The sequence below is a fragment of the Achromobacter sp. LC458 genome (genome assembly GCF_001005835.2).
In the GTDB taxonomy this organism is placed as follows: Bacteria; Pseudomonadota; Gammaproteobacteria; order Burkholderiales; family Burkholderiaceae_B; genus Achromobacter; species Achromobacter spanius_B.
Genome location: NZ_LBHW02000014.1, coordinates 120,221 through 143,299 on the forward strand (window position 1 = coordinate 120,221; position 23,079 = coordinate 143,299).

Annotated in this window: 29 protein-coding genes; 14 read left to right on the plus strand and 15 right to left on the minus strand. The window is 61.9% G+C overall.

Annotated features, from left to right (window positions below; genetic code table 11):
• Positions 1 to 74: 74 nt before the first annotated feature.
• Positions 75 to 1,220 (minus strand): hypothetical protein, encoded by a 1,146-nt coding sequence (locus YH64_RS14180; RefSeq protein ID WP_046804866.1) that lies wholly within the window; start codon positions 1,218 to 1,220, stop codon positions 75 to 77.
• Positions 1,108 to 1,392, minus strand: a complete 285-nt coding sequence (locus YH64_RS30780; RefSeq protein ID WP_143215385.1) for a DUF4224 domain-containing protein — start codon at positions 1,390 to 1,392, stop codon at positions 1,108 to 1,110. Before YH64_RS30780 ends, YH64_RS14180 begins: the two co-directional genes overlap by 113 nt.
• Before the next feature lie 53 nt (positions 1,393 to 1,445).
• Between YH64_RS30780 and YH64_RS14190 the strand changes: the two genes are divergently transcribed.
• From YH64_RS14190 to YH64_RS14210, 5 genes are all read left to right on the plus strand, one after another.
• A complete protein-coding gene (locus tag YH64_RS14190; RefSeq protein ID WP_143215386.1) occupies positions 1,446 to 1,706 on the plus strand; it encodes a hypothetical protein in 261 nt (86 codons plus the stop codon).
• Positions 1,707 to 1,730: 24 nt separating this feature from the next.
• Positions 1,731 to 2,222, plus strand: coding sequence for a hypothetical protein (locus tag YH64_RS14195; protein ID WP_143215387.1), 492 nt, complete (start codon positions 1,731 to 1,733; stop codon positions 2,220 to 2,222).
• Positions 2,223 to 2,304: 82 nt separating this feature from the next.
• On the plus strand, positions 2,305 to 2,592 hold the full coding sequence (locus YH64_RS14200; protein WP_046804869.1) for a hypothetical protein: 288 nt from the start codon (positions 2,305 to 2,307) through the stop codon (positions 2,590 to 2,592).
• 139 nt (positions 2,593 to 2,731) lie between these two features.
• Entirely contained in the window at positions 2,732 to 3,073 is a 342-nt protein-coding gene (locus tag YH64_RS30550; RefSeq protein WP_255444446.1) for a glycoside hydrolase family protein, read from the plus strand.
• A 243-nt stretch (positions 3,074 to 3,316) separates the two neighbouring features.
• Positions 3,317 to 3,520, plus strand: coding sequence for an Rz1 family lipoprotein (locus tag YH64_RS14210; RefSeq protein ID WP_046804870.1), 204 nt, complete (start codon positions 3,317 to 3,319; stop codon positions 3,518 to 3,520).
• A gap of 43 nt (positions 3,521 to 3,563) precedes the next feature.
• On the opposite strand, the gene YH64_RS14215 is transcribed toward YH64_RS14210, so the two are convergent.
• Both YH64_RS14215 and YH64_RS14220 read right to left on the minus strand, forming a co-directional pair.
• Positions 3,564 to 5,225 (minus strand): hypothetical protein, encoded by a 1,662-nt coding sequence (locus YH64_RS14215; protein ID WP_143215388.1) that lies wholly within the window; start codon positions 5,223 to 5,225, stop codon positions 3,564 to 3,566.
• A gap of 273 nt (positions 5,226 to 5,498) precedes the next feature.
• On the minus strand, positions 5,499 to 5,861 hold the full coding sequence (locus YH64_RS14220; RefSeq protein ID WP_370512748.1) for an SOS response-associated peptidase family protein: 363 nt from the start codon (positions 5,859 to 5,861) through the stop codon (positions 5,499 to 5,501).
• Between the two features lie 388 nt (positions 5,862 to 6,249).
• On the opposite strand from YH64_RS14220, the gene YH64_RS14225 reads away from it, so the two are divergent.
• From YH64_RS14225 to YH64_RS14240, 4 genes are all read left to right on the plus strand, one after another.
• Positions 6,250 to 6,588, plus strand: a complete 339-nt coding sequence (locus YH64_RS14225) for a hypothetical protein (protein ID WP_052946021.1) — start codon at positions 6,250 to 6,252, stop codon at positions 6,586 to 6,588.
• Between the two features lie 312 nt (positions 6,589 to 6,900).
• Entirely contained in the window at positions 6,901 to 7,413 is a 513-nt protein-coding gene (locus YH64_RS14230) for a sigma-70 family RNA polymerase sigma factor (RefSeq protein ID WP_255444448.1), read from the plus strand.
• The gene (locus YH64_RS14235) at positions 7,406 to 8,410 is read left to right on the plus strand and encodes a FecR domain-containing protein (RefSeq protein WP_046804873.1); all 1,005 of its coding nucleotides are present in this window, start codon (positions 7,406 to 7,408) and stop codon (positions 8,408 to 8,410) included. The genes YH64_RS14230 and YH64_RS14235 overlap by 8 nt, the downstream gene beginning before the upstream one ends.
• 118 nt (positions 8,411 to 8,528) lie before the next feature.
• Positions 8,529 to 11,009: a TonB-dependent receptor gene (locus YH64_RS14240; RefSeq protein ID WP_046804874.1), complete on the plus strand. Its 2,481-nt coding sequence runs from the start codon at positions 8,529 to 8,531 to the stop codon at positions 11,007 to 11,009.
• 123 nt (positions 11,010 to 11,132) lie between these two features.
• On the opposite strand, the gene YH64_RS14245 is transcribed toward YH64_RS14240, so the two are convergent.
• The 10 genes from YH64_RS14245 to YH64_RS14290 all read right to left on the minus strand — a co-directional run bounded on the left by YH64_RS14245 (position 11,133) and on the right by YH64_RS14290 (position 18,435).
• Complete coding sequence (locus tag YH64_RS14245) at positions 11,133 to 11,516, minus strand: GFA family protein (RefSeq protein ID WP_046804875.1); 384 nt, start codon at positions 11,514 to 11,516, stop codon at positions 11,133 to 11,135.
• A gap of 82 nt (positions 11,517 to 11,598) precedes the next feature.
• On the minus strand, positions 11,599 to 11,988 hold the full coding sequence (locus YH64_RS14250) for a type II toxin-antitoxin system HicB family antitoxin (protein WP_046804876.1): 390 nt from the start codon (positions 11,986 to 11,988) through the stop codon (positions 11,599 to 11,601).
• Between the two features lie 23 nt (positions 11,989 to 12,011).
• Positions 12,012 to 12,194, minus strand: coding sequence for a type II toxin-antitoxin system HicA family toxin (locus tag YH64_RS14255; protein ID WP_082134483.1), 183 nt, complete (start codon positions 12,192 to 12,194; stop codon positions 12,012 to 12,014).
• 105 nt (positions 12,195 to 12,299) lie between these two features.
• The gene (locus tag YH64_RS14260; protein WP_046804877.1) at positions 12,300 to 13,682 is read right to left on the minus strand and encodes a 3-carboxy-cis,cis-muconate cycloisomerase; all 1,383 of its coding nucleotides are present in this window, start codon (positions 13,680 to 13,682) and stop codon (positions 12,300 to 12,302) included.
• A gap of 22 nt (positions 13,683 to 13,704) precedes the next feature.
• Positions 13,705 to 14,280, minus strand: a complete 576-nt coding sequence (gene pcaG / locus YH64_RS14265) for a protocatechuate 3,4-dioxygenase subunit alpha (protein ID WP_046804878.1) — start codon at positions 14,278 to 14,280, stop codon at positions 13,705 to 13,707.
• A 3-nt stretch (positions 14,281 to 14,283) separates the two neighbouring features.
• Positions 14,284 to 14,985 carry a protocatechuate 3,4-dioxygenase subunit beta gene (gene pcaH, locus YH64_RS14270; protein ID WP_046804879.1) on the minus strand — a complete coding sequence of 234 codons (702 nt, stop codon included), beginning with the start codon at positions 14,983 to 14,985 and terminating at the stop codon, positions 14,284 to 14,286.
• Between the two features lie 89 nt (positions 14,986 to 15,074).
• Positions 15,075 to 16,355, minus strand: a complete 1,281-nt coding sequence (locus tag YH64_RS14275) for a TRAP transporter large permease (protein WP_104144064.1) — start codon at positions 16,353 to 16,355, stop codon at positions 15,075 to 15,077.
• Positions 16,352 to 16,927 carry a TRAP transporter small permease gene (locus YH64_RS14280; protein WP_046804881.1) on the minus strand — a complete coding sequence of 192 codons (576 nt, stop codon included), beginning with the start codon at positions 16,925 to 16,927 and terminating at the stop codon, positions 16,352 to 16,354. The genes YH64_RS14275 and YH64_RS14280 overlap by 4 nt, the downstream gene beginning before the upstream one ends.
• 37 nt (positions 16,928 to 16,964) lie before the next feature.
• Positions 16,965 to 17,408: a type II 3-dehydroquinate dehydratase gene (locus YH64_RS14285; protein ID WP_046804882.1), complete on the minus strand. Its 444-nt coding sequence runs from the start codon at positions 17,406 to 17,408 to the stop codon at positions 16,965 to 16,967.
• A 19-nt stretch (positions 17,409 to 17,427) separates the two neighbouring features.
• Positions 17,428 to 18,435 carry a TRAP transporter substrate-binding protein gene (locus YH64_RS14290; RefSeq protein WP_046804883.1) on the minus strand — a complete coding sequence of 336 codons (1,008 nt, stop codon included), beginning with the start codon at positions 18,433 to 18,435 and terminating at the stop codon, positions 17,428 to 17,430.
• Between the two features lie 132 nt (positions 18,436 to 18,567).
• On the opposite strand from YH64_RS14290, the gene YH64_RS14295 reads away from it, so the two are divergent.
• Positions 18,568 to 19,389 carry an IclR family transcriptional regulator gene (locus YH64_RS14295; protein ID WP_046804884.1) on the plus strand — a complete coding sequence of 274 codons (822 nt, stop codon included), beginning with the start codon at positions 18,568 to 18,570 and terminating at the stop codon, positions 19,387 to 19,389.
• 22 nt (positions 19,390 to 19,411) lie between these two features.
• On the opposite strand, the gene YH64_RS14300 is transcribed toward YH64_RS14295, so the two are convergent.
• A complete protein-coding gene (locus YH64_RS14300) occupies positions 19,412 to 20,230 on the minus strand; it encodes an IclR family transcriptional regulator (protein WP_046804885.1) in 819 nt (272 codons plus the stop codon).
• 153 nt (positions 20,231 to 20,383) lie between these two features.
• On the opposite strand from YH64_RS14300, the gene YH64_RS14305 reads away from it, so the two are divergent.
• The 4 genes from YH64_RS14305 (at position 20,384) to YH64_RS14320 (ending at position 23,078) form a co-directional block, all read left to right on the plus strand.
• Positions 20,384 to 21,415 (plus strand): TRAP transporter substrate-binding protein, encoded by a 1,032-nt coding sequence (locus YH64_RS14305; RefSeq protein WP_046804886.1) that lies wholly within the window; start codon positions 20,384 to 20,386, stop codon positions 21,413 to 21,415.
• Between the two features lie 2 nt (positions 21,416 to 21,417).
• Entirely contained in the window at positions 21,418 to 22,131 is a 714-nt protein-coding gene (locus YH64_RS14310) for a hypothetical protein (protein ID WP_046804887.1), read from the plus strand.
• Between the two features lie 127 nt (positions 22,132 to 22,258).
• Positions 22,259 to 22,717, plus strand: coding sequence for a hypothetical protein (locus tag YH64_RS14315; RefSeq protein WP_046804888.1), 459 nt, complete (start codon positions 22,259 to 22,261; stop codon positions 22,715 to 22,717).
• 88 nt (positions 22,718 to 22,805) lie between these two features.
• Positions 22,806 to 23,078 carry a hypothetical protein gene (locus YH64_RS14320; RefSeq protein ID WP_046804889.1) on the plus strand — a complete coding sequence of 91 codons (273 nt, stop codon included), beginning with the start codon at positions 22,806 to 22,808 and terminating at the stop codon, positions 23,076 to 23,078.
• The last annotated feature ends 1 nt before the right edge of the window (position 23,079 follow it).

Here is a 23,079-nt window from a genome sequence, read left to right on the forward strand (position 1 = left end):
AATACAAGGCTCTACGTGGGTTTGTAATTCGCTAGCAGGTTAATCATTAGAATAAAAATGCCTGCGTTAGAATTTTACTCGGTTGCCGTAGCCCGTTTCACCAGTCGCCTATCGTAGTGTTTGTGGGTTGTAGACGGGTCAGCATGAGCAGCGAAATCGTAGGCGTCCTTGTCCCGATTCGCGATCTTCTGGGTAATGGCTGCTGGGCGAATGTCCTGTAGGGTGAAGTACTGGGCATGGGCTGTAAGGGTCTTCTCTTTCACTTCCTCATCAAGCGTCAGAATCCAGGCCAATTGAGCATCCTTCCAACTGGAGGCCCATCCGTGCCGTGTGTATGCCTCCGACCTCTTTGTGGGAGCGAATAGATACGGACTGGCGTTTTGTCGGTCCAGTGCGCGAGCGACGACAGCACGAAGCCGCGTCGACCATTCCCGGATCTTCAGCACTTCCATCTGCCCCTTCTTTCGCTTGCTCGAAAGAACGGTAACGCCGCCCTCCGTCAAACCGGTTTTGAGGAATGGGCGCGTTTCCGATGAGCGAAATCCCGTTAAGTACGTGAACATGGCCGCGCAGCCCATGACACGGTAATTCTCGCGCTGCTTCACCGACCAGAGATAGAACCGCAGGACCTGGCGCCGGGAAATAATCTTTGCTTTAGTGGTGGAGCGGTTCTTCATCATATTGGTGAACGGGTTCGCTGGCAGAAGGCCCCAACGGACGCCGTAGTGGCAGATGACCGAAAGCTGGCTGATCTCCTTGTTTGCCTTCACAGGTGCGCCGGCTGCCGCCCGATCTTCAAGGTACTGGTAGCCGTGCTGTGTGGTCAGATCGGCGGGGCTCATGCCTCCAAAGAACTTTGTCAGGTTCGCGTACATCGCTTTCCGGGTCTTTTTCCCGTCTACTGATTGATCCTCGTAGTACGTCGGATCTTCCTTAAGTTCAAACCGCTCAATCATCTCTGAAACGGCGCCAGCGACAACGACGCCTTGCTGCATCTCGACCGCCAGCTTGGCCGCAAGTCGTTCAGCGTCGTAGCGCGCGGCGCGGTCACCGAGAACGGCCGAGGCGAGTGTTTCGCTTCGCCCGTCCATGTGCTTATAGATCCAGCTAATGCGCTGCTTGCCGACGCGCTTGTACAGCCTTGCTATCCCGGTCTTCTCCCACGCGGGTGAAGGCTTCGCGGTTCGGGGCGGACGTGGGACCGGCTTTTTGCTGGCCATCTGCTACTCCAAGTTTCTTATCTCGGTATGCCCGCAATACGCGCGGGACGCCATTTTTGCCCAGCACGTAGCGCCATCCATGGCGACTGAGCCAGCGCGCCATGATCGCCCTTTGATTAGGCTGGCACTCAACCAGTTCAGCCAGCTCGGACGCCGATAGATAGTCGTTCATCTGAACCTCCAAAACGAAGCCCGCGCTAGGCGGGCTGTTTCCAGTGTTGCTTCGTGGTTCTGAGCATCTACTCAATAACGTCAGTCACTACGGGTCTTTCCTACTTCTGCTGCGGCTCGGACAACGGCGCTGCGGGTGGCGGCATAGGCGTCGTCTGCTGGTGCCCAATCGATGGAGAGCCGCATACCGGGATTCCCGTGGTCGATGTTCAACTTTACAGCCAGCCGCAGCGCATCCCGATCGTCGGCAAGCGGGTTCCACGCGACACCCGTTTCGTCGCCGGCGCCATCGCCAGCATCGACCTTCGAGCGTAAGGTAATTATTTGGGAGTATGCGTAATGGACCGGTTTGCATTGATTGCCAATGGGCTTGTGTCGAGCGTTGTTTTATGGGATGGCGATATTGGGGGATGGCAACCTCCGCGTGGGAACTTCGCCGTGAAGTGCGCAGACGAGGTCGCGTCCGGTTGGTCATACAAAGATGGGGCATTTCTATCGCCCCCTCTGCCGGAACGCCCGGCCATAGAAAAGACGCAGTTCTCACCGCGTGAGTTCCGTAGCCGGATCACCCTCGAAGAACAAATGGCGATCCGCGCCGCATCGCTCGAGGATATGGAAGCCGGCCTCGTGTACGACGCTTTCAATGCGGCCGTTTACATCGATGTCAATGATCCTGATACGGCAGCCGGAATTGATCTCTGCATCAGCAAGGGGCTTATTCAGGCAGACCGGCGGGAAGAACTACTGGCGGTTGAGGTTATTTCCGAGAGTCAGCCCGTCGGCCAATTGAAACTGAATGCGCTTTCCGATGAGATCCACGCGCCATCCTGATCCGCTGTTTTGAACATGCTCGCTTCGGCGGGCTTTTTTTCGTCTATAGGGGACGCGATGTTGTCGCTTCAAAGGAAAGTCCATGGCCGACGAGCATTTGTCCGATGCGTTCATCAAGTCACTGCACTCGCGCGTCGTGCAAATGGAGCAAGACATGGCCCATAACGCGGAAGCCACCGCGCGGAACACGGACTCTATCGAGACGATCCGGCAAAACACACAGGACATTGTCGACACCTTCGCGGCGCTGGCCGGCGGGTTCAAAGTCTTGCAGGGGCTGGGGCGGCTTGCGCGCCCGATTGGATATATCGCAACAGCGATCGCGGCCACGTTAGCCGCGGTGGCGGCGGTGAAGGGGATTTGGAGATGATCTCGGACGGCATGAAGCGTAAGTTGATGGCGGCCACCAGCGCCGGGTCGATCGCGATTGCCGGCGTGCTGGCGTCACATTTCGAGCCGGGGAAGACTCGGGGCAAGCCGTACGTCGACCCCGTCGGAGTGTTGACCGTGTGCGACGGGTACACGGGGCCCGACATCGACCCAAGCGGATCTATACGGACGCGGAGTGTGACGCGTGGCGCGATGCGGATCTTGCCACTGCCGACCGCGCCGTACGCCGGCTGATCACCGTGCCGCTGAATGAATGGCAGCGCGCGGCCCTGATCGACTTCACCTACAACCCGGGAGCTGGCAACCTGGGCGAGTCGACCATGCGGCGCAAGTTCAACGCTGGAGACTATGACGGCGGCTGCTCTGCGTTGGAGCGTTGGGTGAAGGAAGGGCGGCGTGCTGGTGCCGCTTCCGGGCCTAGTTACGCGGAGGTCGACACATGGGTCTGTCTACAGCGCTGATGGGATGGCGGGGGTACGCCGCGGCGTTCGCGGTGGGCGGGTTGATTGCCGGAGGCGCGGCGTGAAAGGCTCAGGGCTGGCGGTACGGCGCGGAGATTGCCGCGATGAAGGAGGATCAGGCGGCGCGCGTCGCAGAGTCGCAGCGACAGGCGCGCGAGATTCTTGAGCGGCGCGTGGCCGAGGTGGGCCAGGTCAACGAACGGAATGCCAAAGCCGAATAGGCAGCTTATGGAGGAATGCGCAATGCGCAAGTGCAAGATGACAGCTTACCGGCTGATGTTGATTCTGGGCGCCAGCGGCTGCTCGTCGCTGCCACCTGCCCCGCCGCCAGCAGTGGAGTGCCCAAAGCCGGAACCGCCGCCCGCGTGGGTGATGGAGCCCGCGCCGAACTTGATCCTGCTGCTCGACCGGATTATTTCGCCCTCCGGGCTGGAATCCAGCGAGTGACGGCGCAATTGGCGGCATGCCAGGGGCGTCACCGCCTGCCCTCCTACGGAGAGCAATAAATCTGTAGGTCGACGGCCGATGCGGAAAGTGCGTATCCCTGGAAGCCCGATCGTGCGGCTTTTGACGAAACGGCTCGCGCAACGTCCGGCCGATCGATTCCTGTAAACCCGACTCCTGCCACCCGTCCATTTGAAACTAGGAATGCCAGTGGAGGGACTCGCCCAACCGTCTGATTAAATGCCCAACCGGTAACCCTGACGTATCTTTTGTCGCCAGCAACAGGCTGATTGGTGTCGATATTCCCGGTGCAGCGCTCCAGGCTCAATTGCGTAGGCGACTTGCCAAGCGCTTCACGCGCCATGCGCATATTTCGTTGCGCGAATATGCCGTAGTTTCCTGAAATTGCTCTCTGCGCAATGGCATGGATATGGTCGACGCGGTCGGGCGTATCCGACGGGTAAACCGCCTGCGTAGCATCGTTGTCACGCACGCCAAGGTCGAGCGCTTGACTGGCCAACGCCTTGGACTGAACCTGTGCGGCTCCCGTGCCATTGATCGCTTGCAATTGCGTAGGCAATAGGAAGACCGTGGCGGAAGCAAGCAACGAGGCAAGCGCAGCGGCGGTGCCCGGGCGGTTGCGACCTAGATGCATCGCCATTAAGGCAATGGATGCGTAGGCGAGCATTACCGGCGTCTCATATCTGCCCGCAAACGCGTTTTGATAGCCGCCAGACGCTCGCCCGCTAGCGGCGGCAGCAGCAGCGCCGCCGATATACAGCAGGAATAGTAAGAGGGCAGAGAATAAGGGATCGCGAGTTTTTCCCTTCAGCCAAGCGATCGCAAAAAATACTCCAGCGAGTATTACGCAGGCACCGAGCAACATACTCAACGAGTGGCTTTGTAAAATCCAAGCACCAGGCGCACCTAGGAAAGCCAGGATGAACTTTGCCTTTTCAACAAATGGTGCCGGCGCGTGTACGCCTGCCTTATAGTTCAAAAGCCAGAGTCCACTCGTTGCAACGGTGATCGCCGTCAGGAAGAGTAGTCTGCCAATTTGCCATCGGCGATTAAGCAGCATCATTGCGATCAGTAGAGGCAACGTCAGGAGTCCGTTCGCCATCGTTAAGGAAGACGCGACGGCGAGAACTACCGACCCAATGTACCAAGAGGAGTGGCCGCTTCGCATCCACTGTCCCATGCTCAATAAGGCGAGCAAGGGCAGTAGATAGGCTAGGAAAAACTGGCTCTGGTAGCCCCAGTTAATGTTTTCCGCCTGAAGCCAAGAAAAACAGGGCAACGCTATAAGCATCGCCGCCAGGAAAGCGGCTCGGCGATTACCGCTTCCAAGCTGCCGCGCACAGATGGCGAAGGTGGCCCAGATGGCAATCATAAGAACGACGTTGGCCGTGATTAGAAGGTAATTCATGCCTCCCATCAATGCGTCGTCCGCCCAGAACAGGATCTTTGACCATAAGATCCTATGCTCATTCGCCTGACCGAAAAAAGCGTTCAGCCCGTCAGTCTGGCGCTGAAAGTGGAAGACCACAGTGCCGTCCCACATATCCCAGAAGGGGACAGGTGAGAACCACAGAATTGCGCCAACGATAGCGGTCGCTGCGAAGAACAAAGCGGGCAGTACTGCGACGAAGTCAGAACCCGACAGCCGGCTTGATCCATCTTCCATTTCTGCGCGAATTCTTTTCATACGTCACGAACTCGGGGATAAAGCGGCGTTAAGCCGCGGATATTACAAAGCAGACGACGGCGATAAGCTTTCAACCGCCCCAAACCTGGAAATCGGTGTGTCATAGCCACGCTAGCCATACGACGGCCACGATGAAGCCACCAATCACGACCCGATACCGATACAGGCGGTTGTGCGTTTTCTGTTCGAGCTCGGGCATACATTTCTCGATATTTTTAGCGGCTGCTCAATCGATTAGCCGAAAGTGCGCCATTCTACAATGCGACCTTCTGGTCAGGACCAAGCCCTAGCGCGGCGCCATTCCCTTGCGAAGCTTGTCGTGGAGAGGGGCGGTTTACGATCATGCGCTTTTCCTTGCCCGCTTGGTGGTAGTCGCTCTTGCACCTGGCCAGCGGCGTCTCGCCACCGATCCCAGAGGCCGGCAATCCCCAGGGGCGCGCCGTCGGCCCGGATGAACCGGGTGGCCCCCGCAGCGCCAGAGCGCCAATCAGGTTCAAAGATGGCATCGGCGGAGACGATGCAGTGTTGCGCCCGGCGCCAGGCGTTGCCGAAAGTAAAGGACTTGGGCGCGGTCTCGCTGCGAGCGTTGAAGGTGGACAGCTTGCCCACCTTGTCGAGGCCGTCGGCCTTCGTCATTGCGCTGATCAGGCCCCACCGCCCTAGCACGGCTTCCCGCTCTGGTACCACCCCATCGCCCGCCTCATGCTCCACCGGCCGGCGCACAAACACCCCCGGTAGCGCGGCCACATGTCGTACTTGCCGATCGCGGCCGGCTTCTCGCGCACGCCGAATTTCTTGAGCAGTAGCTCGGCGCCTTTCAGGGTCTAGTAGTGGCTGCACATTGGCCCGCCCTCAAAAAACGCTCGTAGCAGTCGATAGGCGCCCAAAAAAAAGCACCAAATGATGCTACGCCCATCGCGATAGAAGCGCCATTTATGCAGGGGAGATTGAATCCGCACTAGGAGGGGACGAATGGCTGTTTTGGCTTGATGACGACGCCTTTTTCACGGATATGTCGTGGAAAATGTCCTTCTACATTCAAAGATATTCCGAATACGACATGGTCATATGCAAAAGCCCTGTCAACGAAGGGGGATGGACGTTCATCTCCAGCGGCCAGTTTTTCCTCAAATCATCTAAGCGGGCGGCTGCATTTCTTAAAGCGGTCCGCGGAACTGATCTCGATGCTGTCAAGCAATGGTGGAATCCGGAGAAATTCGGCATGTTCACCAGTGGCGATCAAGATGCAATGGTCTACGTGTTGGCGACGGACCGTCGATTTAAGGAGGGAAATTTCTTTGTGCGCCTTCCGTTCGAAGAGTTCAACGCTAGAGAATTTCATTACCAGAGACTGCCAAAATGAATATCGTCTGCTGCATTTGGCCTCTGGAAAAAAAACAAAAAATGAACTGTTGCGGTCTTTCAGAGATCGCTTCGGTATGAACGAGTTTTTGATCCCGGAAGAGTTTGTGCAGGACGTAGATCTGAGTAGCTATGAAGGGTTGAAGCTGGCTTAGAACGACAGAACAGACCATGCCCGCTTCGGCGGGCTTTTTGTTGTTCATTGGTGGCGGACCTTACCGGTACCCCTCGCGGCATTTCGGTTGCTGGATGGCGGTGGATGCTGTGTCTATAATGCGAATCGTTATTGTTCAATTTTGGTTCGGGTGCAGCCGTGTCTTCCTCATCCGATGTTATGAAAGGCCAGGCGGTCGAGGACCTTTATCGCGTCCATCACCGCTGGCTGGTGACACTACTGCGGCGCAAGACGGGTAACGTCGATCAGGCGGCCGACTTGGCGCACGACACCTTCGAACGCGTCTTGCGTAACGATATCCGCGCCATCATCGCGGCGCCGCGTGCCTGCCTTACCAACATCGCACGTACGCTGACGATCGGCCATTTCCGCCGGGCGGCCGTCGAGGCCGCCTATTGCGAGGTGCTGGCGCGCCAGCCCGTCGATGTGGCCCCTTCGCCAGAAGAGCAGGCGCTGGTGGTCGAGGCGGTGACGGCGGTGTGTGCCGTGTTGGATGGCTTGTCGGTGCACGTGCACCGGGTGTTCATGCTGGCGCAGGTGCAAGGTCTGTCGCAGCCCGACATCGCCCGCGAACTGGGCATTTCCACCAACGCCGTACAGAAAGCCTTGTCCAAGGCCTTGCAGCATTGCTATCTGGCGATCTATGGCTGACACCGCGATGCTGAGCAAGCGTGCCCCGGACGGCCTGCCGGTCGATCGCAAGCGCCTGGCGCAGGCGGCCGACTGGATGGCCCGGCTGCAAGGCGAGCCCAGCGATGCGACGGTGGCTGCGTGTCTGCGCTGGCGTCTGGCGCATCCCGACAACGAAACCATCTGGCAGCGGATGTGCGCCATGCGCGGCGATCTTGCGGCGCGCTGTGCCGTGGCGCCGCCGGCGGTCGCGGTCGAATTGATCGAGCGGGCCGCGATGCGCCGCGCGCGCCGCGACGCGCTCAAGTGGATGGTGACGGGCGGCGCCGTGGCCGGGCTGGCATGGGCCGCCGAACCGTGGGAACGCGTCCCCCTCCAGCTGGCGGATCAGCGCACGGGCACGGGCGAGTTGCGCACCGTGACGTTGAATGACGGCACGCGCATCGTCATGGGGCCGAGCACCGCGCTGGACCTGCGCCTGGACCAGCGGCCTCGTTCCCTGGTGCTGCGTTCGGGTGAAATCTTGGTCACCAGCGCCAGTTCCAACGACTTGGGCCCGTTGTCGGTGATGACGCGCGACGGCGTGCTGACGCCGGTAGGTACGCGCTATTCCGTGCGCGACAACGGGGCTGACCGGGGCTATGAGATTGCCGTTTTTGTAGGGGCGGTTGATATCGTCGCGCGCGCCGATGGGCGGGTGACACGGGTGCTGGCAGGCCAGCATACGGCGCTGCAAGCGTCGGGCACCGGTCCGGTGCTGCCTGTGGCGCCGGGCGCGGACGCCTGGACGCATGGCATGTTGTTGGCCGACCGGATGCCGTTGGGCGACTTCGTGGCGCAACTGGCCCGCTACCGGACGGGCGTGCTGCGTTGTGACCCCGCCATCGCGCGGCTGGAAGTGGTGGGCACGTATCCGTTGGCGGACACCGACAGCATTCTGACGATGCTGCCCCGGGTGTTGCCCGTGCGGGTGCATTACCGCACGCGATATTGGGTGACCCTGAGCGCCGCCCACTGAGGGCGCGGTGAAGTTGTTACAGGAAAGGCGGAAATTCAGTGTTCGAGCGAAAGAGATAGAGAACGGCGCCAACACACCGGCGTATCTGTTTTCCATCCCTGTCTAGGAACCCTGAGTCATGGCCTTTCCCCGAGCCGCCCGCCACACCCTTCTTGCGTCGGTATTGCTTGGCGCAATCCTTACTCATCTGCCATCTTCTGTCTGGGCGCAGGTGGCAGCCGACGATCAACCTCGCGCCTATCGCATTGACGCGGGTGGCTTGAATGCCGCCTTGTTGAGCTTCGGCGCTCAGGCCGGAGTGTTGATCGCAAGCGATCCCGCCGTCACGTCAGGTTTGCAGAGTCCGGGCGTGGACGGGGTGATGAGCGTCAGGGAAGGGCTGGTGGCGTTGCTGCGCGGCACGGGTCTGGAGGCGCTGCCCGAGCGTGACGGGTATCGCCTGGTTCGCGTGCCACCGCCAGGCGTGACTCAGCTTGAGCCCGTCACCGTGCTGGGCCGCGTGGGCGTGACCGAAAATACCGGTTCTTTCACCGCCAGTTCGGCCACGGTAGGGGGCAAGACGGCGCAAGCGCTGCGCGAGGTGCCGCAAAGCGTGTCGGTGATCACCCGGCAAGAAATCGAAGACCGGCGTCTGGTCGGCCTGAACGACGTGATGAGCGCCACCCCGGGCATCTCGATGTTCCAGGGGGCGATGCTCAGCAGCAACTACCTGTCGCGCGGATTCGCAATCGGCAATATGCGCGTGGATGGTGGGGCGTCGATGTACCGCTCGTTCGGTGCGGACGATGACATGGCGTTCTATGACCACGTCGAAGTGCTGCGCGGTGCTGATGGCCTGTTTGGCGGCGCCAACGAAGCGGGCGGCACGATCAACCTGGTACGCAAGAAACCCACTCCGGAATTGCAGATCATCGCGCAGGCCGAGGTAGGCAGTTGGGCCTATAAGCGTACGGATCTGGACGTGAGTGGCCCGCTGACGGAAAACGGCAAGTTGCGCGGGCGCGGCGTGCTGGCCTATGAAGACAAGAACTTCTTCTACGATGTGGCGCACAGCCGCCGCACGCTGGGCTACGGGATTCTTGAAGCGGATCTGACCAGCACTACCACGGCCTTTGTCGGGGCCTCTTATCAAAAGCGGGATTCGTCCTATCAGGGCTACGGTTTGCCGCGCTATGCCACCGGCGAGGACCTGAAGCTTCCCCGCAATACCTACCTTAGCGGCGCAGACGATCAGGCGACTCGGACCATCGTCAATCTCTTCGGGCATGTGACGCAGCAGCTTGGAGGCGATTGGAGCGCCAACCTGGACATCAACCATGAAAACTCGCACCAGGACCGTTTCGATCACTATTTCTCCGGCGCGATCGACCCTTTGACGGGCGGCGGGCTGTTCGACGCCGCCAGCGACCAGAACGAGCACTTCAAGAACACGTCCATCGACTTATCCGCCAATGGTTCGTTTGGCCTGTGGGGCCGCCGCCACCAGGTGGTGGTGGGCGCCAGTTGGGAACGTTTCCGGCCCAGCACTTATGGTTCTAAACCGTCCAACCGCGGCCAGGCGGTGCCTGACATCTTCGAGTTCAATTCTTACGATTACCCGCGCGGCTCAGACTTCACGCCGATGTGGAATCAGACCACCGACACGCGGCAGGCCGGCGTGTACGGGTCGCTGAACATGCATCTGGCAGACCCGCTGCATGTCATTGTGGGCGGCCGCCTGAGCCGGTACGACTACACATTTACAAACCAGACCTTGAATGCGGCCAGGGAGGTTACGGCAACGTCGGTGACCCAGTACCAGGATGACAATGTCTTTACGCCCTATGTGGCCGCGACGGTTGACCTGAACGACACCTGGACCACCTACGCCAGCGTGGCCGAAACCTTCAAATCACAGGCCAACAGCCTGCAAGGCCCGGCGCCCGGAAACCCGCTGGATCCGGTAACCGGCCGCAACTACGAGATCGGCCTGAAAGGCGAGCATCTGGGCGGCAAGCTGCATAGCGCGTTCACCATTTATCAGATCGAGCGCAAGAATGCCGCCGTGCGCGATACCGCCTATCCGTCCAGCAGGGCGGGCAACGGCGCGACTTGCTGCTTCCTGCCCAACGGGAACATCGTCAGCAAGGGCTTTGACGCGGAATTGAGCGGGGAAGTGGCGCGGGGCGTCCAACTGACAGCCAGCTACAACTACAACCAGAATCGCGACCGCAATGCGTCGAGGGGCAGCTATCAGCCCCTGACGCCCAAGCACATGGCCAAGATCTTTGCGACCTACCAGTTGCCGGGCGAACTGCATCGCTGGAAAGTGGGCGGCGGCGTCAGCATCCAGAGCAACACCTACGTCAGCGGCAGCGCGTACTTGCGTAATGCTGACGGCAGCCTCAGCAAGCAAAGCACGCCTTACAAGTTCACGCAGCCCGGCTACGCGATCTGGAATGCGTTTGCCCAATACCAGATCAGCGAAAACTGGTCGGCGCAGGTCAACGTGAACAATCTGTTCGACAAGACCTACTACAGCACGGTCGGTTACCTGGACTACGGCAACTTCTACGGGACGCCGCGCAGCGCCGCATTGACCTTGCGCGGCCGCTTCTAAGCCGTTGTCACCCGCCGCATCCGAGGGGCCCCTTCTTGGGGCGACTGGGATCAGGCAGAGACCTATCGGATGAAGGCGGCTAAATTTCCAGCGTATTGAGACTGACCGGGTTTTGTCGATCCCTCATATCGCCAGCCCCGCCCCGTCCACCTTCAGGACCGGCACCCCCGCCCAATCCACCCCATCAAGACACCGCACGTTGACCGCCCAACCGACGAACGCCGGCTTTCCCTGCGCCAGCTCTTGAGCCGTGGGCGCGCTGGGCACTCGAAACGGAAGGATCCCGCAGTGCGGACAAAAGTAGTCCTTTGCGGTCTTTGAGCCCCACTGATAAACGCTCAAATCATCCAGCGGCGTCAACATGCGCAGTGCTGCGGTCGGTACGCGATGAATCAGCGCGCCACGCCGCTTGCAGATCGAGCAATTGCAGCTGCGGACATGGTCCAGGTTCATGTCCACTTCAAAGCGGCACGCGCCGCAGTGGCAGGAGCCTTGATAGGTGCGCATAGGGGCATCCAACTAAGAGAAACCATTCCAAAAAGCAAGATCGCGATGTGAATGGAACTGTTTCCGACGTGGTGATCCGCGGCTACGCCGCTTCCATTTCGTGTTGTGCCGCCAGAGCCAGAAAAGCCGAGCGCGACAGCCGCCGCGCCCTCGCTACCGCGTCGATCCGATGCACCAGATTTTCGGGCAAGCTGATATTAAGCCTGACTGCCTTGGCGTTGACCTTGGACAGGTCGATGTCGACCAGCATCCAGAAGCCCCCTTTAAATGCCTTCTTTTGTATCCACACCTCCGGCGCGGTAGGCGGCGCGATGGGTGCAGTTTCGCCAAAGAAGTGCGCTTCGACCGCCTCCTGTGCCGCGGCTGGCAGGCATTGTAGCGTGGTTGCTGCTGCGTGGCAGCCCGGAAAGTCCGGAAAAGACGCTCCGTAGGCGCTGCTCTTTTCTTTGTGTACGTAGATGGGATAAAGCATTGGGGTCTCCTGACGGATCGCGCTTACCTCAAGCCGGCTTGCTTGAGGATACTGTGCGCTGTCGGCACTGGAAGATCTTTGCGCGGGTGGGGCACGGTCACCTTGCCGCGCTTGGTGGGGTGCTTGAACTGGTGGTGCGAGCCCACTGTGTGCACCAGATACCAGCCATCCGCTTTTAGTCGTTTGATGATGTCGGCGCTATTCATTAGCCCATGGTCACGGCCTACACAATAATACACAACATCGTTTGCGCCAAAATCCCCATTTGTCAGACTGATTCCCGGGGGCACCAGTACTGGGACTGCGCGTCGCTAACTGCGCCGCCCCTCCCACCCCGCCAACACCCGATCACAAACCTCCCCCGCTTGCCCCAGATAATTCGCCGGATCACTCAAGCGATCCAGCTCTTGCTTCCCGAGCAGATCCCGCGTGCCCTCATGCGCCGCCAGCGCTTCCTGCATCGCAACCTTCAGCGTGCAGTTCCTGCGAACCGCCTCCTTGGACGCCCGTTCGACCAATTCATGCGCTTCGATACGACCCATCCTGGCCCCGAGCGCCAGCGCGTACGCTTCGGCCAGAATCAAGCCATTCGTCGCACCAAGATTTCGGGCCATGTTTGCCGGATGCACTTCCAGCCCGTCCAGCAGGCTCGCCAGATGCCGTAATGCGCCGCCCGCCAACGCGCAGATCTGCGGCAGGACGTCCCATTCCGCTTGCCAGCCGCCCAACGCGCGTTCGTGTTCCTGCACCATCGCGGACAGCATGGTGGACACCAGCGGTGGCATGCGGGTGGCGGCGGCGAGGATGGCGGCGCTGCTGACGGGGTTGCGCTTGTGCGGCATGGTGCTGGAGCCGCCGCGCCCCGGGCCGGCGGGTTCGGCTAGCTCGGCGATCTCGGTCTGCGCCATCAGCGACACGTCGCGGGCGATTTTGCCCAGCGTGCCGGTCAGCACGCCCAGTGTTGCCGCCAAGTCGGCCAGGCGGTCGCGATGCGTGTGCCAGGGCATGTCGGGCAGGGCAAGGCCCAGTTCTTCGGCCAGGACGCGCGCAACATCGGGGGCGGCGTTGCCCAGGCTGGCCAGCGTGCCGGCGGCGCCGCCGAATTGCAGCAGGGCGCATTGTTCGGCGTCGTGCCGCAAGCGTTGCCGCGAGCGGGTCAGCGCGTCCAACCAACCGGCCGTCTTGACGCCAAAGGTGGTGGGCAGGGCGTGTTGCAACCACGTGCGGCCGACCATGATCGTGTCGCGATGCGTTGCGGTCAGCCGGGCGCATGCGCGTTGCGCCGCGTCCAGGTCCTGGTCCAGCTGCGCGGCAACCTGTTGCAGTTGCAAGACCAGCGCGGTGTCCAGCACGTCTTGGCTGGTGGCGCCCCAATGCACGAAGCGTGCTGCCTCGGCGTCAGCCTGGCGCACGGCGGCGGTCAGTTGCTTGACGAAGGGGATGGCGATGTTGCCGGCCAGCATGGAGGCGGAAGCGATGGCATCCAGGTCCAGGATGCTGTTGATGTCTTCGGCATGGCAGACCTGGTGGATGCTGCGCGCCGCGCTGTCCGGGATGACGCCGCAGCGCGCCTGCGCGCGGGCCAGCGCGGCTTGCACCGCCAGCATCCGCCGGATGGTGCCGGGGCCGGAGAACAGGCCCATGATGTCGCGGTCGGAATAGATCTGTTCGGTCAGGCCGGAAAGAATGGTCATGTTGCGTCCGTTGCTGACGCGGTCAGAGGTCGAAGAACACGGTCTCGCCCGCGCCCTGCAAGACGACGTTCCAGCGCAGTACGCCGTTGTCCGACGCCTGCGCGATCAGCGTGCTTCTGCGCGCGGCAGGCGTCTGGCGCAGGACCCAATCCTGTTCATTGGCTTGCGCTTCGTCCGGGAAGTACAGGCGGGTGGACAGATGCTTGAGCAGGCCGCGCATGAACAAGGACACCAGCAGATGAGGCGCTTGCAGCGAGCCGTCGGGCGCCGGCACGCCGCCGGGCTTGATCGTGGTGAAGCGGAACGAGCCGTCTGCTTCCGTGGGCACGCGCCCGAATCCCGTAAAGCCGGCTGGCGCAGCGTTGTCCGCATGGCGTGGATCGTCCGGGTGACGGTACACGCCGCGTGCGTCGGCTTGCCAGATTTCTATCATGCCGTCGGGCACCGGGTTGCCCTGGCCATCGATGATGCGGCCTTCAATGACGACCCGGGGCGCGTCCAGGTCGGGCTGACCCGCCGTCAAGTCCGCACAGTTCAGGCCGGACAGGCCGATGTGCAGGTAAGGGCCGACGGTTTGCGAGGTAGTGGGGTAGAGCATGCGTTACTCCATCGGGGTAGCGTTACGGCCGCGCAGCACGATATCGAAGCGGTAGCCCAGCGCGTAGTCGGGCACGGTGGTTTCCCAGTCCAGCGTGGCGACCAGGCGGGCGCGCGCCTTGGCGTCCGGCACGCATTGAAAGATGGGGTCGAATTCCAGCAGCGGATCGCCGGGGAAATACATCTGCGTAACCAGCCGCGTGGCATACGCACGGCCGAACAACGAAAAGTGGATGTGCTGCGGGCGCCAGCCGTTGTAATGGTTGCCCCACGGGTAGGCGCCCGGCTTGATGGTTTTGAACTGATAGCGGCCGTGCGCGTCCGTTACCGTTCGGCCTTCGCCGCTGAAGTTCGGGTCCAGCGGTGCGTCGTGCTGATCGCGTTTGTGCAGGTAGCGGCCGGCGGCGTTAGCCTGCCAGATTTCGATCAGCGCATCGGGCACCGGCCGGCCGTTCTCGTCCAGCACGCGGCCGGACACGATGATGCGTTCGCCGATGGCGTCGGCGCTGGCGATGCGCGTCAGGTCGTTGTCGCCCTGCTTGACGAAGGCGGCGCCGAACGCGGGGCCGGTGATTTCGGACAGGGTTTGCGGCACGGCGATCAGCGGCTCGTTCGGCGACCGCAGCAACGTGGAACCATAAGCGTCGAAGCGGTAAGCGGGCTGGGTGTTCCAGAACGGACGCCGGTATTGGGCAAGATCGGACATTGCGAAAATTCTCCTTTGTGTAGCGGATCAGGGCGTGCGATACGGCGGTGCGGGTGCAGGCCTGACCCGCCCCGCACAACGCCTGCGGCTCACCCGCCGAACCAGCGCGCGGGCACGATCACCAGCGCCGGGAAAACGACCATCAGGAACATGATGGCGAACTCGGCCACCATGAACGGCATGACCCCGCGTGTGACGTCGTCCATCTTCATCTTGCCCACGCCCGCCACCACGTTCAGCACGGTGCCCACGGGCGGCGTCACCAGGCCGATCGAGTTGTTGATGATGAACAGCACGCCGAAATACACCGGGTCGATGCCGGCCGCGCGCACCACGGGCATCAGCACGGGCGTCAGGATCAGGATGGTGGGCGTCATGTCCATGGCGGTGCCCACCACCATCACCAACACCATGATGGCCGCCATCAGCAGGATCTTGTTGCCGATGAATGGCTGAAGCATGTCCACCACTTTGGCGGGCAGGTCGGCCACGGTGATCAGCCACGCGCTGACCATGGCGGCGGCAATCAGGAACATGACGATGGCGCTTGTCTTGGCGGCCGACACGAACACCGCGTACAACTGATTCAGCTTCAGCTCGCGGTAGACCAGCGTCGATACCAGCAGTGCGTACGTGGCGGCCACCACGGCGGCCTCCGTCGGCGTGAAGACGCCCATGCGCAGGCCCACCAGGATGATGACCGGCAGCATCAGCGCCCACAGCGCATTGCGCGCCGCCGTGCCGATTTCCTTGGCGGATTTACGCGGCGGCGGCACCACTTTTTCACGGCGGACGAGCCAAGCCCACGTCAGCCACAAGGCGCCACCGATCAGCAAGCCGGGAACGATTGCCGCCATGAACAGTTTCGAGATCGACACATTCGCGGCCACGCCGAAAATCACCAGGCCAATGCTGGGCGGGATCACCGGGCCGATCACGCCCGTGGCCGCGATCAAGCCGCCGGCCGTTGATTTCTTGTGGCCCGCGCTGACCATCATCGGCAGCAGCAACGCGGTCAACGCCGCCGCGTCCGCCACGGCGGAACCGGACAAGGCCGACAACAGGCAGCCCGCCATGATGGTGACATAGCCCAGCCCGCCCTTGACGTGCCCGACCAGCGCCAGGGCCAGGTCCACGATCCGTTTGGACAAGCCGCCCACGTTCATGATTTCGCCGGCCAGCATGAAAAACGGCACCGCCAGCAGCGGAAAGCTGTCCGCGCCGCCGATCACGTTCTGCGCCAGGATCTGCGAATCAAAGATATCCAGATGCCACATCAGCGCCACGCCGCTGGCCAAGAGCGCAAAGGCAATGGGCACGCCCAACGCCATCACGCCCAGCAGCGACCCGATGAATACGAAGATGGTCATGCGCTTCTCCCCGGCGCGCCGTGGTTGGCGTCGTCCAGAATCTGCTTGAGCTGCACGGCTTCTTCGGATTCCTGGACCATGATCAGGTCCTGGTCGCGCAGCTTGCCGGCCAGCACGCGATAAAGATCCACCGCGATGATCAGCCCGGCCAAGGACGAGAACACCAGCCCCGCCACATACACGATCGCCATCGGCAATCCGCTGACGGGCGCGCTGACGTCCGCGTTGATCACGGCCTGTTCCCAGCTGCCCTTGAACATCAAGCCCACGATGTACAGCATGATGATCTGGCCCACGACCAGGCATATTTTCTTGCCCGCCGTCGGCAGCTTGGCCACCACCATGTCCATGCCCAGGTGACCGCGTTCCTTGAGCGCGATGACGGCGCCCAGGAACGTCAGCCAGATGAACATCCAGCGCGACAGTTCTTCCGACAAGGTGATGCCGGAATTGAAGCCGTAGCGCGCAACGACGTTGCCGAAAACCAGCACCACCATCGCCGCCAGCAGCAGCGCGATGGCCATCTCCAGCACGCGGCACGCGACCGCGATGAACCCGTCTATGTAAACCATGAAGCCGCCCCCTTCAGCGTGCAAAGCGTGCGCGGTGTCATGCGCGCGCTTCTTGCAGGATGTCGACCAGCCCGCGCAGCGCCGTCAGGTACGAATGCGGCCCCAGCCCTTGCACGGTGCCTCGCACCGCCGGCGAAATGATCGAATGCGCGCGCCACGTTTCGCGCGCGGCGATGTTGGACATATGCACCTCCAGCGTCGGAAACGGCATTGCCTTGATGGCGTCGTGCAGCGGCACGCCGTGCTGCGTCAGCCCGGCCGGATTGACCAGCGCGCCTTGCGCCGCGTCGATGTTCTGGTGCAGAAAGTCGATCAGCGCGCCTTCGTGGTTCGATTGCAGCGTGGCCAGTTCCACGCCCAATTCCTCCGCCAGCGTGGCCAGGCGCTGGTTGATTTCAGCCAAGGTCGTGGTGCCGTAGATGTGCGGCTCGCGGCGCCCGAACAGGTTCAGGTTCGGGCCGTGCAAAACAAGAATCTTCATGATGGATACGCCGGTGCGTTTACTTGCGGATGCGTGCGAGTTCGTCGTTGTAGAGCTTGACGATGGCGGGGTCGTAGCTGCCGGTGAAGTGTTCAATAACCGGCTTGACGACCTGCTGCATGCGGACTTTTTCCGCCGGTTCGATCGTGTTGTATTGGATGCCCTTGGCTTGCAATTCCGCCACGGCTTTTTGCGCGGCTTCGCGGCTGACCTTGCGCTGGTAGCCACGCGCCTCGTCGGCCGCCTCTTGCATCAGGCGCTGTTCGGTGGGCGACAGCTTGTCCCAGAATTTCTTGCTGACCAGCACGATGTTGGCGGCGTAAACGTGGTTGGTCGCGCTGACGTACTTCTGCACTTCGTAGAACTTGTTCGACAGAATCACCGAGTACGGATTTTCCTGGCCGTCCACCGCTTTGGATTCCAGCGCGCCGTACAGCTCGGCAAACGGCATGGGCACGGGGTTGGCCTTGAACGCCTTGAACGTGTCCAGGAATACCGGGTTGGGAATGACACGGATCTTCAGGCCAGCCAGGTCTTCGGGCTTGGTGATGGCGTGCTTGGAGTTGGTCACGTTGCGAAAGCCCAGGTCCCAGAAACCCAGCGCAACCAGGCCTTTTTCAGGCAGCTTGGCGATGAGCGCGCGGCCCAGCGGCCCGTCCAGCAGCGCGTCTGCCTGGCCAAAGTCGGTGACCGAGAAGGGCAGGTCGATCAAGCCGAATTCCTTGACGATGCCGGCCAGCGACGTGGACGCGGGCGCCGACATTTCCTGCACGCCGCCTTGCAGGCCGGACTGCTGCTGCATTTCATTGCCCAACTGCGATGCGGGGAATTCCTTCACCTTCATCTTGCCGCCGCTTTTGCTGGCAAGGATCTCGGCAAACTTCTGCACGCCCGCGCTGACGGGGTGGTCGGTGTTGTTCAGGTGGCCGAACCGGATGGTGCGTTCCTGGATGTCCTGCGCATGGGCCGTCATGGCGGTCGAGCACAGCAGGCCCATCAGGCCCAGGCAGAAAATGCGGGTCTTCATCGTTGTCTCCTTCCGTGATTTTTTTGGAATGTTTTCGATGTCTTGGAGGACTCGGTAGTGGAATGTAATTCCGAGTGGAATAGTTTTCCACCTAGGGTTATCATCCATCACCCCATTACTTGTTGAGATGACATGGCCGGAGTCCTCGAACGCGCGCTTGCCGTCATGGAGCACCTTTCCTCCCGACCCGAAGGCGTGCCGCTAGCCTCGCTGGCGCAGCAGCTTGAGATCCCCCAAAGCGCCGCCCATCGCTTGCTGACCGACCTGTGCCGTTGCGGCTACGTCAGGCAGATCCGCGACCACGGCGACTACGCGCTGACCGCTCGCGTGGCCTCCATTGGCCTGAGCTATCTGGCGGCGACCGGCATCGTCGATATCGCGCAGCCGCTGGTCGACCGGCTGGCCGATATCTCCGGCGAACTGGTGCGCCTGGCCATCGTCGATAACGAAAGGCTGACGTGGGTCGCCAAGGCGCAGGGCGCGCGTCACGGCTTGCGGTACGACCCGGAAATGGGATCGGACGCCAGGCTGTCGTGCAGCGCGTCCGGGCACGCGTGGATGTTGACGATGTCGGACGAGCGCGCGCTGGATCTGGTGTCGCGCCAAGGCTTCGGTTCGCCAGCGGAATACGGCCCCAACGCGCCCACCACGATTGCGGCATTGACCAAGATGCTGCAAGCCGGCCGCAAGCGCGGCTACGCGATGATCAACGAAGTGTTCGCGCCCGGCATGACGGCCATGGCGGCGCCCGTGCAGCGCAAGGGCGAAGACGCCATCGGCGTACTCAGTATCGCGGGCCCCGCCATGCGCCTGACCGAAGCGCGCATGCTGGAACTGGGCCCTCAGTTGCTGGCAGCCACCGAAGAGTTGGCGCTGGCAAGCCTGGCGTCGCCGATGTTCCGAAAGCGCTTTCCCATGCAGGGCCGTAATGACGGCGACGATACGGCGAAGTAGGCCGTGAACCGGCCACGGCGCGCTAGTCCTCCGCGGCCGGGCCATTGCCCCACGTGCCCACGCGCGCCGAGCGCAGCAGCGGCGACGCCTCTGCCGCCTGCGCCAGCTCGCTGGCCGCGCGCAGCAGCGCCGGCCCGAACTTTTCCATTGCCTTCAGCGTCAAGCGTTGCGACGGGCCGGCTACCACCAGGATGCCCGTGCTTGCGTGGCCGGGACGGCGAATCGGTGCCGCCATCGCGCTCATGCCCGCCGCATAAACGTCTTGCAGCATGCTGTACCCGCGCCGCCGGTGGCCGTCCAGGCCGGCAAGCAACGCGCGGATCGACGTGGGCGCGTTCGGCCCGAAATCGCGCGGCTTGCCCAGCCCTTGTTCGGTGACGTACGCAATCGCCTGGTCCTCGGGCAACGTCATCAGCCAGGCGTGGCCGGCCGCGCTGCAAGACAGGCGCAGGTCGATGCCCATGTCGGGGTCATACAGCAGCCCCGACTTTGCCCCTTGCGCCTTGGCCACCAGGGTCAGCCGCTTACCGTCGACGATGGCCAGCCGCACCAGTTCGCCGGTGGCCAGGGCAAAGCGGTCGATGACCGGTTGCGCAATGTCGACCACGCCCGAACGCCCCAGAAAGCTCAAACCCATCGACGCCAGCTTGGTCGTCAACGCATATTCGCCGCGCACCGGCGTCTGCCGCACGTAGCCGTACTTCATCAGCTCGTGCAGGGTGCGGTGGCAGCCGCTGCGCAACTGGTTCAGGTCGTCGGCCACCGTTGCCAGCGCGACGCCGTCGGGGTGCTTGGCCAGGTATTCAAGCAATGCCAATGTCTTTTCGATTGCCCCGCTCATTGCAACTCCTTGGGTTGGCCACCATGAAAAACCGAGCGCTGAATGCCGCCAAATTCAAATTTTGAATTCGGCCAAAATTTGAACGGCATTCAAAATTATGCCCTATGCTCGCAGCGAAATATTCCTTGCCGACACCAAACCAGAGGGGTTGTGATGCAGATTGGAAAGCCGTTATTTCGCCTTGCCGTAACCGCCGCCGCATCTCTTTCGGTTTGCCTGGCGCTAACCGCCACCGTGGCCGCGCAAGAGGTCAAGGCGCGTACCTTGAAGTTTGCATTCAGCTTGGCCGCGGATCATCCGCTGGGGCAGGGCGCGCAGAAGTTTGCCGACCTGGTCGCCGAGAAAAGCGGCGGCAAGATGAGGGTGTCTATCTATGCCAACGCCGTGCTGGGGGGCGACCCGCAAAACCTGTCGGCGGTGCGCGGCGGCACGTTGGACTTCACGTCGATGGCCACGGGGCTGCTGGCCGGCATCGACAAGCGCTTCATGGTGTTTGACCTGCCGTTTCTGTTCAACGATGCGCGCGAAGCGTATGCGGTGTCCGATGGCCCGGTGGGCAAGCGCCTGCTGGACGGCTTGGCCGACCACGGCTTGGTCGGCCTGGGAATCTGGGACCTGGGCTTTCGCAACATGACCAACAGCCGCCGCCCCATTACCGGCGTGCAGGATTTTCAGGGCTTGAAGATCCGGGTGATCGCCGCGCCGGTGTATATCGAGATGTTCAAAACCCTGGGCGCCAACCCCGTGCCGATGACGTTCGGCGAAGTCTATGGCGCACTGGAGTCCAAGGCCATCGACGGGCAGGACAACCCCGTGGGCGTGATCCAGTCCGCGAAGTTCGCCGAGGTGCAAAAGTACCTGTCGCTGACGCGGCACATCTATACCGGCATGCCCTTCCTGATGAGCAAGAAGACGTGGGACGGCATGTCGCCGGCCGAACGCCAGATCATCCTGGACGCGGCCAACGAAGCCAAGCAGCAAGAACGCAAGATCTCGCAGGCCAAGGAAGCCGTGGCCATCGACGACTTGCGCAAGCTGATGCAGGTCAACGAGCCGTCGCCCCAGGCGGTAGACGGCTTGCGCCAGGCCGTCAAACCGGTGGTCGACAAGTTCGCCGGCGAGATAGGCACGGACGTGATGCAGCAGGTGGCCACGGAATTGTCCGCGCTGCGGGCAAAGCGCTGATCATGGCGCTATTGGGCAGCGCCGCCATCGCCATGTGGTGGGATATTGCGCCGGCATGGCGCTCGGAATTCGAAGACTGGCATTCGCATGAACACTTCCCCGAGCGCATGGGCGTGCCGGGTTTCCGGCGCGGCTCGCGCTGGGTCAGCGCCCATGGCGGCGAAGGCTTTTTCGTCATGTACGAACTTGACGGCTACGACACGCTGAGTTCGCCCGCCTACCTGGGCAGGTTGAATCAGCCGACGCCCTGGTCCACCAAGCTGATGCCGCAACATCGCAACATGATCCGCAGCCAATGCAGGGTGCTGGAAAGCGTCGGAGGCGGTCTGGCGCGGTACGCGCTGACCCTGCGTTTGTCACCGCGCGCAGGCGCGCAGGACGCATTGCGCGCGTATGTAAAAGCGCATGCTGCCGCCTGCTGCGTGCGCCCGGGCATTTCGGGCGCGCATCTGCTGATGACGCAGACCCCCCCGATTGCACAAACGACCGAGCAAGCCATACGCGGCGCCCGGGACGGCGTTGCCGATTGGATCTATATCGTCAACGGCTACGACATCAACGCGGTCACCGCCTGCGAAGGCGAGGTGCGCAATGCCGAGGAACTGGCGAGGCACGCCGACCCGGCCGCCGCGTGGTCGGATATTTATTGTTTGTCGCATACGCTGGAGGCCGTTGGGACCGGGCTATCAGGCCAAGGGGCGACACCAAACGCGTGAGGGGGGATGCGCCGGACAGACGGTTTATCCGCCACGGGCAAATGCTAATCTCGTAGCCTGATCTATCGGCGCTACGGTGAAGCTCAGGCTACGCGCTGTCGGCACTCCCATTCTTTAAAGGCCCCCCATGCCCTCCATCGATCCGTCCCTTTCCTCTTTGACCCTGAATACCAGCGAAGACGGCCTGCGTTACCTGCAAGGCAATGTCGATACGCCGGACATAAACGGGGGCCAGGTCTATGTGTCCGTCCAGGTGCTGGCGGACTCTCGCGACAATGAGGCCGGGATGGCGGCGTTTACGCGGATCATGGCGGACCTGGGCGCGTGGATCGCCAAGGCGACGGCGTATCTGGAAGAGGTGTATCGCAGCGATCCCGAGGTGCTGGGCTGCGACGCGTCGTTCCAGCTTCCGGTGGGCGTGCCCCTGGTGGATGGCCCGGAAGTCATCTTCCATGGTGAGGAAGACTGGTCCATTCTGTTCGAGGAAGGGGTGTTTCCCATCTGCGAACCCTACGGCATCATGGTCAACTTCCAGGACGGCGAAGTGGCGGATTTCACCGACCTGTCGGGCGTCGAAGACGAGTGACCGCCGGGCCGCGCTGCTACGACTTGGAACGATTTTTTGACGTTTCCCTTGCTATAAGTACAGCTGATGAAGCCATGGGCCAGGGAAAATGTTGATTCGATTGTTGAGCCGCCACAGCGTGGCGCTCTTGTTTGCCGCACTGATATCCGCCTGTTCGTCGACGCCGACCACACCGACGGGATCCAGCGAAACCGCCAAGGTTGCCGCGTCCGAGCGGGTGGTCAGCGATAACTGCAAGATTCTGCGCAGCCGCTGCATCTTTGAAGGGTCTTACGATGCGGGCGAACGAAATTACGCCGAGCTGGAAGCCAAACGCCTGAACAAGGCGGAATTGGATCGGCTGCGGCGCATGGCGCAGTAGC